The organism is Listeria grandensis FSL F6-0971 (genome assembly GCF_000525835.1).
Classification (GTDB): Bacteria; Bacillota; Bacilli; order Lactobacillales; family Listeriaceae; genus Listeria_A; species Listeria_A grandensis.
In genome coordinates this window covers 518,859-533,595 of record NZ_AODD01000002.1, presented here as the reverse complement: position 1 = coordinate 533,595, position 14,737 = coordinate 518,859, and the positions used below count along the sequence as shown (strand labels likewise).

Below are 14,737 nucleotides of genomic sequence, written 5' to 3'. Positions count from 1 at the left end.
ACCTAAAAATCAGGCGTCCTTTGACATATTTAGCTCCTCTTTAAAAGCAAAAAACGTTGTCAATTCGTCTGCTGTTGGTTCATATACGCGTTCATTCAAAAATAAAATGAGGCCATGGAACGTCTGAATGTCATCTTCACACTCCTCACAATACTGAGTCTCCTCCTCAGACCAAGTCGCTAATAAGACCTCTTTTTTGACGGCATTATTTGGGTATGTTGTCATTAATTGTTGTGCTAGCATCTGATATTTCTCCATCGCCTCCTGTTTATTTGTATACGTAAACGAAGATTCAATATCCTTTTGCCAATCTTCAAAAAACCACCAAGGTTCATACTCACCTTTCGTCACAATGATTTGAAATTTATCCATCCCTAAAAACACCTTACTTTCATTCACTTCATAATATGTAAAACTATTATAGCACAAGGCGTGTCGATCTCATTCTAACTTGCTCTTTCGCATGCTATTTTTTTGAAAAGTGCGCAAAAAAAAGTTAACACTAAAGATATCAATATAAAAAGGATAGGTGATCAGACTTATGGCTCGTAAAACTGTCATTATGCGCGTAACAGGAATGGTGCAAGGCGTCGGTTTTCGTTATACCACAAAACATTTAGCTTACAAAATGAATATTAGCGGCATTGTCAAAAATTTGCAGGATGGCTCTGTGGAAATTCAAGCCATCGCGGAAGAAGAAGACTTAGAGAAATTTATTGAGGCCGTAAAAAAAGGACCCTCTCCAGCCGCGCGAATTGGGGAAGTTTACATCTACAAAGACGCACCTGTAGAGGAACGTAAAACTTTTGATATCGAATACTGATTGAGACTTGTTTTTACAGCTGTTTTCACTTATAGTTAAGGCTGTACTTATTTAGTAATGGAAGGAGTGAGGGCGTGTGTTTGAATCATTAATCCAGATGGCGCTTGGCCCGGAGTATGTTTCGCTATATGTTACTTTTTTCATGACGATGGCAGTTTTGCGTTACTGGCCCGTTTTAGCAATGGTAAAACCGACAATGGTATTGCATACGAAACATCTATGCATCACGCCACTTCCCGTTATTCATTGGAAGCCAACAGAGGCATATCATGCTCGTTTCATTATCATTTGGCTCATCCAAGCAATGACTCGCTTTTCAAATACTGACGATGAAGCTTCCTTATCTTTTCCTAATTCAAGCATAAAATGAACTGATTTTTAGGAGGAGAAAGACATTGAAAAAGAAAAATATATTACTACTTATTATGATTGCAGCGTTGTTCTTTGCGCTCGCAGGATGTAGCTTAGATCCTTCACAAAACACAGATGGTTTCTTCTATATTTACCTGATTAAGCCATTTACATCGGTTATTGAATGGATTGCCTCCATATTTGGCGGGAATTACGGTATCGCGATTATCGTTACCACACTCGCGATTCGGGCTATCATCATGCCGCTTAACCTGCGTACTGCTAAAGCTCAAATGGGCATGCAGTCAAAAATGGCGACAGCCAAACCAGAAATCGATGAAATTCAGGCACGACTAAAAAGAGACTACTTCTAAAGAAGAGCAACAAAAAATACAACAAGAAATGACCGCAGTATATGCAAAATACAACATTAATCCTCTGCAAATGGGCTGTTTACCGCTCTTAATCCAAATGCCTATTTTGATGGCGTTCTATTATGCGATTCGCGGTTCTTCCGACATTGCACATCACGAATTCCTATGGTTTAGCCTTGGAAGCCCTGATATGATCATGGCTGTCATTGCGGGTGCCGTGTATTTGCTGCAATATTTTGTCTCCCTCATTGGGTACACACCAGAACAGAAAAAACAGATGCGGATTATGGGTTTAATTTCGCCAATGATGATCTTGTTCGTTTCCTTCTCTGCACCATCCGCGTTAGCGCTCTACTGGGCCGTTGGAGGACTATTCCTAGCTGGTCAAACACTACTAACCAAGAAACTATACATGAAGAAACATCCAGAAGTAGAGATGATGGAAAAAGAAGAAAAAGAAATCGAACAGTTGGAACACGAGCAAAATAAAAAATAACAATAAAAAAGACGTTTTGTCATGCCCCCCTAAAGTTAGCGTTAAAAAATCTAACTTTAGGGGAGGCACATCAAAACGTCTTTTAATATTATTCTGCGGACTCTTCTTTCTTCTCAATCAGCGGTAGCGTAATGGTGATAGTAGTGCCAACGCTATCTTCGCTCTGTGCTTGAATAGAACCGAGGTAACCACTGACTAGTTCCTTCGCGATCGCAAGACCCAAACCATTGCCGCCAACCTCACGACTACGCGCTTTATCCACACGATAAAAACGATTAAAAATCTTATCAATCTCATCTTTAGAAATACCGACACCGTAGTCTTTCACAGAAACGTTTATTTTATCTTGGTCTTTGCCGATGTGCATCTCGATTTGCTTGCTGTCACCCGAGTACTTCACGGCATTATCCGAAATAATGATCAAAATCTGCTCCAAATGATTATGCTGAATCAACGCATGGAGGTCTTTATCATCTTCTTTTAGCGTAAATGTGAAATCCTCATGCATCACTTCGAAGTTCCGTCGCACTTGTTCTAAGACGTCATTCACACAAACCAGTTGTAATTCTTTCGTCTGCGAAATTTGCTCAGCACGCGATAAGTCTAGCATCTCTTGCACGAGTTTTTTCATTCGCTCTAGTTCTGTTAAAGAGGCATTCAATGATTCGTCGAGTACTGCCGGATCATCTTTTCCCCATCTATTGAGCAGTTTCAAGTGCCCTTCCATGATTTGTACTGGCGTTCGTAATTCATGCGAGGCATCTTCGACAAATTGTTTTTGCTGTTCAAAACTGCGTTCGATTTGAGCCATCATATCGTTAAAAACCAATGTCAACTCACCGATTTCATCTTTCGTAATGACCGTTGGCTCAATCCGTTTTTGGAAACCGTTGTCACGAATATCGTTCATCGTTTTCGCCATTTTAGTTAGTGGATTCAAGAAGTTTTGCGCGAGTAGATATCCGAGCATCCCGCTAATAAAGAGGCTACGGCGCCAAGCAAGAACATCGTTGCTAGTAGTTTCCCCATAATGCTATTGTACGAGGTCATCGGATTGATCACTTGAATATAGCCAATAATGCTTGCGTTATCGTTACTGTCGACAATTGGAACTTGGTAAATGACCACTTGCTGTCCATTAATCTTAGGCTTTGAGAACGTTGGTGCTGGTTGTTTAACAAGATAACTACTGTAATCGTATTTGGCATACGGTTTTACATTATTTTGCTCTGCCGTATACTGACTGATTAATTTCCCATCCTTATCATAAAAAGCAAGGACCTGATCTTCTAAACGTTGGCTGAGATCAATACTTTGCCGAACAATTGGCCCAATACTTGCAGCAGTTAAGCTCGACGAATCCACAGTTAAATTAGCACTATAAATCACTTGAGAAGATACAAGAGCTGCTGACTTCACTGTGTCATTTTTCTCATCCAAAAGCATACTACCGATTCCTTGATAAATGGCGAATGAAAATAAGAAAAAGGTCAAAAAAATGGCAGCACTAGCGCCAAATGTCCATTTAAATTTTAAGGATCGGCTTTTTAAAGAAAATGTGTTGGGGGTTGTCATGTACGCATCACATACCCCGTACCGCGAACTGTTTGGATATAACTCTCATCGTCGCCCTTATTATCGATCTTATTGCGCAAATACCGGACGTAAACATCGACAACATTCGTCTCCACTTCCGTTTCATAACCCCATACTTTATTTAAAAGGACTTCTCGTGTTAACACAATATTAATATTCTCCATCAAGGTTAATAACAGCTCGTACTCACGTTTTGTCAGATCAATAATATCTTCACCACGCTTCACGATTCGACTTTCCTTCTCCACTACAATATCACGATATTCAAGCGTTGTTTGCTTCATCTCGCTCTCACTCGTCTCAATACGGCGAAGCAAGGCACGAAGACGCGCTAAAAGCTCTTCAATTGCAAATGGTTTCACGATATAATCATCTGCTCCATGATCTAGACCAGATACACGGTCAATAACAGAATCACGTGCAGTAATCATAATAATCGGTGTCTCTTTTACTTGGCGTACACGGCGGCAGACCTCCACGCCATTGAGCTGTGGTAGCATTAAATCTAGCAGAATGGCGTCCCACTCTTCGGTAATGGCAAGCTCTAAACCAGTGCGACCATCGTTGGCAACCGCCGTCTCATAACCTTCGTGTTGCAACTCTAGTTCTATGAAGCGAGCTAGATTTTTTTCATCTTCTACAATTAATATTCTATTCATTAACTATCCCCACCTTCAAAAACCAGATATCTTCCTATTACCATTGTAACTAAATTAGCGGTAAAAACAACTAATAACAGTCTGTTTAGGCAATTTATTCCCTAATTTTCATCAGATTCTTATTGTTAGGCTTATTATGAGGGCTTTTTTGTTGCTTTGAGCTAGGTAAAGGAATAACAAGAATATGATTTCGAAATAAAAATGGTGAAACAGAATAAAGCAAAACACGAGTAGTTGAGCATCTCTAAGAAGAGATGCTCAACTACTCGTGTTCTCTAAAGGGCTTATATTCCTGGATTCAGCTTACTCGTCAATCTCTGGCCATTCTGTATGGAATGTTCCAGCTTTGTCCACGCGTTCATATGTGTGCGCACCAAAGTAGTCACGTTGCGCTTGAATCAAATTCGCAGACAGCACTTCAGAGCGATAGCTATCGTAATAGCTAATTGCTGCTGTGAATGTCGGTACTGGAATCCCTGCTTTGACGGATTCTGCAACAACTTCACGCAATGCACCTTGGTAATTATGCGCAATATCTTTGAAATATGGATCTAATAATAGGTTGTTCAAGTTTTTGTCATTATTATACGCATCGGTGATTTTTTGTAGGAAACGCGCGCGGATGATACAACCTGCACGGAAGATCTTCGCAATTTCACCGTATTGTAAATCCCACTCATATTCATCAGATGCAGCTTTCATTTGAGCGAAACCTTGTGCGTAAGACGCGATTTTGCTGAAGTATAGTGCGCGGCGCACAGATTCGATGAAAGCTTTTTTATCACCATTGAAGGAGTAATTGCTTGGACCAGTCAATACCGTGCTCGCATGCACACGTTCTTCTTTTAATGCGGAAATGTAACGTGCGAAAACGGATTCTGTGATTAGCGAAAGCGGTACACCTAGGTCTAACGCGCTTTGACTTGTCCACTTACCAGTTCCTTTTTGACCGGCTTTATCAAGAATAACATCCACAATTGGTTTGCCTGTTTCAGGATCCTTTGTTTTAACAATGTTTTTCGTGATTTGGATAAGGTAGCTGTCTAATTCGCCGTCATTCCACTCTGTGAACACGTCAGCAAGCTCATCGTTTGTTAAGCCACCAATTTCTTTTAGGATCGTGTAAGCTTCTGCGATTAACTGCATGTCGCCATACTCGATACCATTATGCACCATCTTCACATAGTGACCAGCGCCATCTGGGCCAATATAAGTCACACAAGGTTCCCCGTCAGCCACAGCCGCGATCTCTTGCAAAATTGGAGCGACTAAATCGTAGGCTTTGCGTTGACCGCCTGGCATAATCGAAGGGCCTTTAAGCGCGCCTTCTTCCCCACCAGAAACACCTGTTCCGATAAAATTAAATCCTTCTTCGCTTAGCATTTTGTTACGACGAATCGTATCTTTAAAGAATGTATTCCCACCGTCGATCAAAATGTCACCTTGTGCTAAGAAAGGCTTGACTGCATCAATCATCATATCTGTTGCTGCACCTGCTTGTACCATTAATAAAATACGACGCGGCACTTCGATTGAGTTTACAAATTCCTCTAAATTATACGTAGGAACCAATTTTTTGTCGCTATGTGCTTCTGCGACTGCTTTCGTTTTCTCGCTAGAGCGGTTAAAAATCGAGACACTGTAACCACGACTTTCAATATTTAGAGCCAAGTTACGACCCATTACGCCCATTCCGATAACGCCAATTTCTTGTTTTGCCATTTTCAACATTCGTCCCTTCTCACTCGAGTCATTCGTTAAATGAATGCTACCATTTTCTCAACACTAACAACTATATCAAAACTTTGGCGCTACGGCAACGAAACAAACCCGAATTTAGCGAATTTATTGTCACTTTGCCGCTGTTTTCACGATTTCTAGAATGAGTGACGTGAGTTTTTCAAGCTCCGTTACCGCAATTCGTTCACTTGTCGTATGCGGATTTTGAAAACCAGTAGACAAGACCAAAAACGGAATCCCGCGATCGTTAAAGACATTGGCATCGGTACCACCTTCTAGCTGCAATGCTTTTTCCGGAATTCCTAGCGTCTGCATTGCCTTTATTGCGAGCTTGCAAAGATACGCCGTCTCCGGAAGGCTAAAATGATGGTAGCTCATATGTGTCACATCTTGCACGTCCGCTTTATATGTAACACCTGTTTCAATAAAGATTTGCTTTATCTGCTCCACATAAGGCAGACATTCTTGTAGCGGAAAATCGGCGACAAACTCTGATAAAATCGTTACTTTTTCATTCCCGTTCTCCAAAATTTCACCGCCGAAATGGTACACTTGCCATGCAATACCAACATCATGGGAAAAGGTTGTACGGATTTTCTTCATTGCTTCCCTGGCAACTTGGATAGCAGATTTCTCATGGGGAACACCCACTTCCATCCAAAAATCAAGTTGCAAATGCGTCTTACTTGTATGAATCATCCCTCCAACAGCTCCAGGTGCATCAAGACAGTAACCAAAACTCGCGTCCACAATATCCAAATCAAACAACTTAGCCCCGGTTAGACCTTCTTCTTCTTTTGTCGTCAAAAGAAACTCGATTGGTCCGTGCGGCTGATCATTTTTAGTAAGCCAGCGAGCTGCGGCAAGTATCGCTGCAACGCCTGCTTTATCATCCGCACCTAGATTAGCTTTGTTAGCTGTTTCGATATATCCATTTGTTATAATAACCTCGGGGGACTCGGAGAAAAACATCGTGTCCAAGTGGGCTGAAAAAGCAATGACCGGTAGTTGCTCCATGGCCTCATTTGTTGCTGGAAGTGTCGCGACAATACCGGACTGTTGCTTGCTAAGCTTCGCGGCAATACCAATTTCTTTAAAAAAGGTTTGCACGTATGTCATGATTTCCTGCTCTTGTCCTGATGGAGAAGGGATAGCAATGAGTTCTAAAAAAAAGGTCTTGCACGTTAAATTGTGTCATATTTAGTCACCTCCGCCTTGTTCTTAAAAATTATTAGTGTTTTCCTACCAATTTTACTTGAATTTCTCATTAAAAGTAAGTATGATGGATGTAACGAGATTTTATTTGGAAGGAGCCAATCCACTTTATGACTAACAAAAAAATTGCTAAAGTTGTTGTTATTTTGATGCTTGTTGCAATTGTAGCCTCTTCTGTATTAACAGGGGTATTGATGTTTCTATAATTGTTGATTGAATACGAGATTTAGAGACCGCACTTGTTTTGTGTGGTTTTTTTGTTTGTCTTCAGTTGAGTTAGTGAAATCTGGATTTGCTTACTCTTATGTTTGGTATTTTTTTGCATAGGCTTTTTATTGTGGAATAAGTTAATATGCTGCAAGGCTTTTTTTAGGATTAACAGTTCGCTTTGCTCACTCTTATATTGGAAGCCTAATTCACTTTGTTTCAAAGGCTTCCAACAAAAAAGAGCGATAGCGTATTTAAACGTACCACTCAAGACATCTAGGGAGTTTAGGGGTATGGTCTAGATGTATTATTTTAATACCCGCTGTTCTTCTTGTTAAACATTGGATACTCTGATGAGCCGTTCCCCGGAACTACCTTATTTATTTTCAGTAGATTGGTGTGTTATCTTTCGTAATAGTTTCAATATTTTCTTTGACTTTACTTAGGAATCTGCCGGCAACTAGTCCGTCCAATATACGGTGATCAATCGAAAGACAGAGATTAACCATATTCCGAATCGCGATCATATCATCAATCACAACAGGACGCTTCACAATGGATTCTACTTGTAGGATTGCTGCTTGTGGGTGGTTAATGATTCCCATTGACTGGATGGAACCAAATGAGCCTGTGCTATTGACTGTGAATGTGCCACCTGACATATCGTCTTGTGTTAATTTACCAGCGCGTGCTTTGGCTGCTAATTGGCTGATTTCGCGTGCGATACCTTTAATAGACTTCTCGTCGGCATTTTTGATAACTGGTACGAACAGATGGCTGTCCGTCGCTACAGCAATGGAGATGTTGATATCGGCGCGCTCAATGATTTTATCGCCAGCCCACGTACTATTTAAAATTGGGAATTCTTTTAGAGCTTGTGCTACTGCTTTGACAAAAAATGCAAAATACGTCAAGGAATAGCCTTCTTCAGCTTTAAATTTATTTTTTAGTGCATCTCGGTGACGAACAAGACCTGTGGCATCTGCTTCTACCATCATCCATGCATGTGGAATTTCGTGTTTGCTTGTCAACATATGTTTTGCGATGGCTTTTCTGATACCATCAATCGGGATTTCACGATCGCCGACTTGGCTCGTTGGCATCGGTACGTTCGGCCGTTCTGATGATACAGTCTTCACCTCTGTTGGTGTAGCTGGTTTCGGAGCGACTGGTGCACCGTTTTCTACATAGGAAAGTACATCTTTTCTCGTGATGCGCCCGTCACGACCTGTACCGTTTACTTGACCTAAATCAATGCCGTGTTCCGCCGCCAATGTTAAAACGGCTGGTGAGAATCGACCAGTTGCTGCCGTTTGTTTAGCCGGAGCTTTTTTGGCTATAGTGGCTTCTTGTGTGGCTATTTCTTCTGGTGCGGATTCTGTGTCACTGTCTGTTTCTAAAATACAAATAACTGCGCCGACATCCAGTGTCTGATCTTCCTCAGCAATCAGCTCTTTAATCGTTCCCGTGAAGGAAGATGGGATTTCAGCGGTTACTTTATCGGTCAATACATCTGCTAGTGCATCGTATTTATTGACATGGTCACCAGGTGCGACTAACCATTGGCTAATCGTTCCTTCTGTTACGCTCTCACCAAGTTGTGGCATTGTGATTTTCTCAAGTGCCATTCTTTTTCACTCCTTTAAAATTCCGCTAAATCGCGCATTGCTTTTTCTACTTTATCTGGATTGATCATAAAATATTTTTCCATTGTTGGCGCAAAAGGCATCGCTGGCGTGTCTGGTCCTGCTAGACGCTTGATTGGAGCATCTAGATCGAACAGGCAATGTTCAGCAATCGTTGCAGCTACTTCGCCAATAACGCTTCCTTCTTTGTTATCTTCTGTCACGAGAAGCACTTTTCCTGTTTTCTTTGCAGCCTCGATAATCGCTGTTTTATCTAAAGGATAAATCGTTCTTAAGTCCAAAATTTCTGCTTCGATGCCATCACTTGCTAATTTTTCGGCAGCTTGTTGGGCAAAGTGGACAGCTAAGCCATATGTGATTACAGTTAGGTCGTCGCCTTCACGAACCACATTGGCTTTTCCGATTGGAACGGTGTAATCTGTGTCTGGCACCTCGCCTTTAATGAGTCGATACGCGCGTTTATGTTCTAAAAAAAGAACCGGGTCGTTATCGCGAATCGCTGCTTTTAAAAGACCTTTCGCATCATATGGACTGGATGGCATCACAATTTTCAAGCCTGGTTGCCCAGAGAAAACTTTTTCGATCGATTGGGAATGATAAAGCGCACCGTGTACGCCACCACCGTATGGCGCACGAAAGACGATCGGACAATCCCAATCATTGTTGGAGCGGTAACGAATCCGAGATGCTTCGGAAATAATTTGGTTGACAGCAGGCATGATAAAATCAGCAAATTGCATTTCGGCAACCGGACGCAAACCGTACATCGCTGCACCAATGCCCACACCAGCAATGGCAGATTCAGCGAGTGGTGTATCGAGCACGCGGTCTTCGCCGAATTGATCGTAAAGGCCAGCCGTTGCTTTAAAAACGCCACCTTTTTTTCCGACATCTTCTCCTAAAATAAATACATTTGGATCGCGCTCCATCTCTTCACGAAGCGCAGCCGTAATGGCATCAATATATGAAATGACAGGCATTGTTATTCCTCCTAATTCGTAAAGGGTAAACTCCCTTGACGTAAATAAAACCTTTATTTTTCTTCGTAAACATGTAATAACGCTGATTCTGGATCAGCATAGCTCGCCGCCTCAGCATAGTCTGTAGCCTCATTGACAAGCGTCATCACTTCTTTTTCGAAGACTTCTTTTTTCGCATCATCTAGCAGGCCTAGCTCTTCCAGTTCTTCTGTGTAAACCGCAAGTGGGTCGCGCTCTTTGGCTTTGTTGACCTCTTCCAGTGTACGGTAACTTCTATCGTCATCATCAGAGGAATGCGGTGTGAAGCGGTATGTCATTGTTTCAATCAAGGTCGGACCTTCACCACGACGAGCACGATCTGTCGCTTCTTTAAACGCTAAGTATACTTCTGTCATGTTATTTCCATCGACGCGAACGCCAGGAATACCATAACCTAAGGCACGATCAGATAGCTTTTCCGCGGCATATTGCTTCTCGACCGGAACCGAAATGGCGTATTGATTATTATGGATCACGAAAACCACCGGTAATTTATGCACACTCGCAAAATTAATACCTTCATGGAAATCGCCTTGGTTAGATGATCCTTCGCCTGTAGACGCGTAGGCAACGATGGGATCTTTTTTCATTTTAGCAGCAAGTCCGATTCCAGCGGCATGCGGGAATTGGGTGGTTACTGGTGAACTTTGTGTCACAATTCGATTCGATTTTTGGCCGAAATGGGCCGGCATTTGGCGACCACCTGAGTTTGGATCTTCGGCTTTTGCAAAAGCGCTTAGCATGATATCACGCGCTGTCATCCCAAAGGAAAGCACAACCGCTAAGTCTCGGTAGTACGGCAAACAATAATCTTTTTCCAAGTCAAACGCAAATGCAGCTCCAATTTGAGCGATTTCTTGTCCTTGTCCTGATATCGTAAACGGTATTTTCCCAGAGCGATTGAGCAACCATAAACGCTCATCAATGCGTCTCGTTAATAGTAGTTTTTTATACATTTCTAATAAGGTTTCATCTGATAAACCTGTTTCTCTTAATCCCATTGCCAAATTTCCTCCTTATTTGTTATCCATGAATGGCAAGGCCATCAACAGCTAGTGCTGCTTCGCCAAATGCCTCTGCAAGTGTTGGATGCGGATGAATCGTGCTACCAATTTCAAACGGTGTCGCATCCAGTACATGCGCGAGTGCCGCTTCGGAAATCATGTCAGTCACATGTGGACCAATCATGAAAACACCAAGTAGATCATTGGTTTTCTTATCCGCGACAACTTTGATGAAACCATCTGATTCGCCGTAAACAAGCGCTTTTCCAATGCCACGGAAAAAGAATTTCCCAGTCTTCACTTCAAAACCTTGTTCCTTCGCTTGTTCCTCTGTAATTCCGACGCTTGCAATTTCTGGTGATGTATACGTACAACGTGGTACGTGATTGTAATTCAGCGCTGGTTGCGGATTTCCACTAATATCTTCCGCTGCAATAATGCCTTCTTCCATTGCGACATGCGCGAGTTGCAGGCCACCAATGCAATCCCCAACAGCATACATATGACTCTCTTTCGTCTGGAAATTATCAGTAACTTGAATCACACCATTTTCAACAATCACGTCCGTATTCTCAAGGCCGATATTCTCAACATTAGCGCTTCTACCAACCGATACGAGCATTTTGGTTGCCGTGAATGTTTGCTCCTGTCCTTTTACGATTGCTTTTATCGCGATGCCATCCGGTGTTTTTTCAAAAGTATTTGCTTGTACTTCCGCACTCGTCACGATATTGATTTTTTTCTTCCTGTAAAGGCTGTGAAGTTCTTTTGAAATTTCCCTATCTTCCGTTGGCAAAATACGATCGCTATATTCAATGACAGTGACATTTACGCCAAAATCATGCAACATAGATGCCCATTCCATACCAATAACGCCACCACCAACGATGATGATCGACTCTGGCAAAGCTTCGAGTTGCAAGGCACCGTCGGATGATAAAACCGATGTTTCATCAAACGCAAGACCTTTTAAAGCACGTGGTTTAGAGCCTGTCGCAATAATTAAGTTTTTAGGAATCAACATTTCATTTTCGCGACCATCTGCAAACTCAACAGAAATCGTTCCTGCTGTTGGTGAAAAAATAGATGGTCCTAAAATTGTGCCTTTTCCTTCGTATAAATCGATTTTGCCTTTACTAAATAATTGCTGGATCCCGCTTTCCAGTTGGTCAACAATCTTTTGTTTGCGCTCTTGTGCTTTTATAAAATTAAACGTTGGTTCTGGTGTATCAATGCCAAATTCGGCTGCTTTTCTTACAGTTTGCAGCACTTCTGCCGAACGTAGTAGCGCTTTACTCGGGATACAACCACGATGTAAGCATGTTCCGCCTAGTCTGTCTTTTTCAACAACGGCGACTGAGAGCCCGTTTTGTGCGGCACGGATTGCAGCAACATAACCACCTGTTCCACCGCCTAATACTACTACATCATACTCTTTTGCCATTTCTATTCCTCCCCTAGGTAAACTTTCGCTTCCTCTATTCCTTGCAAAATCCGCTGTGCCCCACCATTTAGTGCGGCCATTTCGTCCTCACCAGGCACTGTCATAATAGGTGCGATCCAATGAATGTACTGGCTCACTTCTTGTATAAAGGCTTTACTTCGGGCTAATCCACCAGTGAGCACGATCACATCCATTTTTCCTTTTAGTACAGCAGCACTTGCCCCGATTTCTTTAGCGACTTGGTAAGCCATTGCTTCAAAAAGAGCACGCGCTTCTTGATCCCCTGCTTCTATTTGTCGCTCGATATCGCGCAGATCATTCGTCCCTTTGTAGGAAACAAGTCCACCGCGCCCGACAAGTTCGTTATGTAGTGCTTCTTTTGTCATCTCACCAGAAAAAGCCCATTCGAGAAAACCTGCCATCGGAAGCGAGCCTGAGCGTTCCGGACTCATCGGACCATCACCATCCAGCGCATTGTTCACATCAATGACTAGGCCTTGTTGATGCGCACCAACGGAAATTCCGCCACCAAGATGCGCTACAATAAGATTTAGCGTGGCATATTCTTTGTTCAGCGACTTCGCAACATTCCGAGCCACCGCCTTATGGTTTAACGCATGAAAAATACTTTGTCGCACGATATGCGCATTTCCAGAATAACGAGCGATGGGCGCAAGTTCATCCACGACAACAGGATCGACAATGTACGCGGGAAGTCCATGATCATCCGCTATTTTGCGAGCGAGTAACCCACCTAAATTCGAAGCGTGCTGTCCAGAAACGCCGATTTTCAGATCTCGTTCCATCGCTTCGTTTACTTCATATGTGCCACCAGCCATAGGTCGCAATAGCCCTCCACGACCAACGACTGCTGCTAATCGTTTTAAATCCGTTTTTTGAAGCGTCTCTTTAATAAGTTCATAGCGAAAAGAAAACTGCGCCAAGATGCTGTCAAACGTTGCGATTTTTTCTCTTGGATGTGATATTTCCTGCTTTAAAATGACTTCTTCTCCTGCAAATAAAGCAATTTTTGTCGATGTCGAACCTGGATTAATTGCTAAAACTTGAAATGTCACGTAGTTACCTCCCATGTGAATCTGATATTGTTCTCCAGCCCATTGTAACACGTGCCTATCACAAACTTAAAAAGCTTTGCACCCCAACAGTTGAAATCGTTTTATTCACATTTTTGTATCATTTTCCGATCATTCCAACTGTTAGTATTAATGAGGCAAGTTTGTTATCCACCGAGTCGCTTCTGGAGGCGATGATCACGGGTACTTTTACGCCGGCAATAATCCCACCAACCCTAGCACCAGCAAAGAACACGAGTGATTTATATAAAATATTTCCGGCCTCGATAGAAGGTACGATTAAAATATCTGCATCTCCTGCTACATCGTTCACAATATTCTTATGCAACGCTGCTGTTTTCGAGATGGCATTATCAAACGCCAATGGACCTTCTACTCGTGAGTCACCATCTGGGAATGCTTTGAAATAAGCAGCTACTTGGGCGGCTTGCACCGAAGATCGCATTTTAGGGTTCTCTTTTTCCACCGCACTTAGAATCGCGACTTTTGGTCTTTCAATGCCTAATTTTTGGGCTACACGAATCGCGTTATGTGTAATCTGAATCTGTTCTTCCTCTGTTGGCGCGATATTCATTGCTACATCTGATACGATGAGTGGTTTATCATATGCCGGTATTTCAAATACAGAAACGTGCGATAATAATGCTCGTTCGCGCAGTTCGTATTCTCGTTTCAAAACCGTTTTCAAAATGAGCCCTGTTGGCAGATTGCCTTTCATCAATACATCTGCTCGTTTATTTACTACAGCTTCCGTCGCTTTTTCTGCGGCCTCTTGTTCTGAATCAGTGGCAACTATTTTTACATGTGGCGACCGTAGTGAAATTCCTTCCGCTCGACCAAACAGTAAAAAATTCGCAATACCAAGTTCCAAGGCTTGCTCCACCACTTCCAAAATAATAGGGTCATCCGCACCAGCAATCGCAACGGTCACCTTTTGGCGTAGTCCCGCCGGATCAAATATCGATTTCCTTGTCATAAAAAGCCTCCTAATTTTTGAGAATTTCACAGAAAAAAACCTACATCTCAAATTAGTAGTTGTTTTTATGACCAGGTGATAAAAAATACTACC

13 protein-coding genes and 2 pseudogenes are annotated in these 14,737 nt (G+C 42.3%); 4 read left to right on the top strand and 11 right to left on the bottom strand.

Annotated elements, in window-relative coordinates:
* Positions 1-9 precede the first annotated feature (9 nt).
* Positions 10-372, bottom strand: a complete 363-nt coding sequence (locus PGRAN_RS03205; RefSeq protein ID WP_036064986.1) for a DUF1033 family protein — start codon at positions 370-372, stop codon at positions 10-12.
* Between the two features lie 169 nt (positions 373-541).
* On the opposite strand from PGRAN_RS03205, the gene PGRAN_RS03200 reads away from it, so the two are divergent.
* From PGRAN_RS03200 to yidC, 3 genes and pseudogenes are all read left to right on the top strand, one after another.
* The gene (locus PGRAN_RS03200; protein WP_036064984.1) at positions 542-823 is read left to right on the top strand and encodes an acylphosphatase; all 282 of its coding nucleotides are present in this window, start codon (positions 542-544) and stop codon (positions 821-823) included.
* Positions 824-899: 76 nt separating this feature from the next.
* Positions 900-1,193 carry a hypothetical protein gene (locus PGRAN_RS03195; protein WP_036064981.1) on the top strand — a complete coding sequence of 98 codons (294 nt, stop codon included), beginning with the start codon at positions 900-902 and terminating at the stop codon, positions 1,191-1,193.
* 25 nt (positions 1,194-1,218) lie between these two features.
* Positions 1,219-2,044, top strand: a pseudogene (gene yidC, locus PGRAN_RS03190) (membrane protein insertase YidC).
* A gap of 88 nt (positions 2,045-2,132) precedes the next feature.
* Here yidC and PGRAN_RS03185 read toward each other — a convergent pair.
* The 4 genes and pseudogenes from PGRAN_RS03185 to PGRAN_RS03170 form a co-directional block, all read right to left on the bottom strand.
* Positions 2,133-3,619: pseudogene (locus PGRAN_RS03185) on the bottom strand (HAMP domain-containing sensor histidine kinase).
* Positions 3,616-4,299 carry a response regulator transcription factor gene (locus PGRAN_RS03180; protein WP_036064979.1) on the bottom strand — a complete coding sequence of 228 codons (684 nt, stop codon included), beginning with the start codon at positions 4,297-4,299 and terminating at the stop codon, positions 3,616-3,618. The pseudogene PGRAN_RS03185 and the gene PGRAN_RS03180 overlap by 4 nt, the downstream one beginning before the upstream one ends.
* A gap of 303 nt (positions 4,300-4,602) precedes the next feature.
* Positions 4,603-6,021 (bottom strand): NADP-dependent phosphogluconate dehydrogenase, encoded by a 1,419-nt coding sequence (gndA, locus tag PGRAN_RS03175; RefSeq protein ID WP_036065283.1) that lies wholly within the window; start codon positions 6,019-6,021, stop codon positions 4,603-4,605.
* A gap of 129 nt (positions 6,022-6,150) precedes the next feature.
* On the bottom strand, positions 6,151-7,158 hold the full coding sequence (locus tag PGRAN_RS03170; protein WP_036064978.1) for a M20/M25/M40 family metallo-hydrolase: 1,008 nt from the start codon (positions 7,156-7,158) through the stop codon (positions 6,151-6,153).
* 206 nt (positions 7,159-7,364) lie between these two features.
* On the opposite strand from PGRAN_RS03170, the gene prli42 reads away from it, so the two are divergent.
* Positions 7,365-7,460, top strand: coding sequence for a stressosome-associated protein Prli42 (prli42, locus tag PGRAN_RS16545; RefSeq protein ID WP_149023964.1), 96 nt, complete (start codon positions 7,365-7,367; stop codon positions 7,458-7,460).
* A 387-nt stretch (positions 7,461-7,847) separates the two neighbouring features.
* Here the strand turns inward: prli42 and PGRAN_RS03160 are convergent, their stop codons facing one another.
* The 6 genes from PGRAN_RS03160 to PGRAN_RS03135 form a co-directional block, all read right to left on the bottom strand.
* Positions 7,848-9,089 (bottom strand): dihydrolipoamide acetyltransferase family protein, encoded by a 1,242-nt coding sequence (locus PGRAN_RS03160; RefSeq protein WP_036064974.1) that lies wholly within the window; start codon positions 9,087-9,089, stop codon positions 7,848-7,850.
* 14 nt (positions 9,090-9,103) lie between these two features.
* Entirely contained in the window at positions 9,104-10,087 is a 984-nt protein-coding gene (locus PGRAN_RS03155; RefSeq protein ID WP_036064972.1) for an alpha-ketoacid dehydrogenase subunit beta, read from the bottom strand.
* A 53-nt stretch (positions 10,088-10,140) separates the two neighbouring features.
* Complete coding sequence (locus PGRAN_RS03150; RefSeq protein WP_036064971.1) at positions 10,141-11,127, bottom strand: thiamine pyrophosphate-dependent dehydrogenase E1 component subunit alpha; 987 nt, start codon at positions 11,125-11,127, stop codon at positions 10,141-10,143.
* Between the two features lie 22 nt (positions 11,128-11,149).
* Positions 11,150-12,574, bottom strand: coding sequence for a dihydrolipoyl dehydrogenase (lpdA, locus tag PGRAN_RS03145; protein ID WP_036064969.1), 1,425 nt, complete (start codon positions 12,572-12,574; stop codon positions 11,150-11,152).
* A 2-nt stretch (positions 12,575-12,576) separates the two neighbouring features.
* Positions 12,577-13,650: a butyrate kinase gene (gene buk / locus PGRAN_RS03140; RefSeq protein WP_149023963.1), complete on the bottom strand. Its 1,074-nt coding sequence runs from the start codon at positions 13,648-13,650 to the stop codon at positions 12,577-12,579.
* A gap of 118 nt (positions 13,651-13,768) precedes the next feature.
* Entirely contained in the window at positions 13,769-14,644 is an 876-nt protein-coding gene (locus PGRAN_RS03135; protein WP_036064966.1) for a phosphate acyltransferase, read from the bottom strand.
* Between the last annotated feature and the right edge of the window lie 93 nt (positions 14,645-14,737).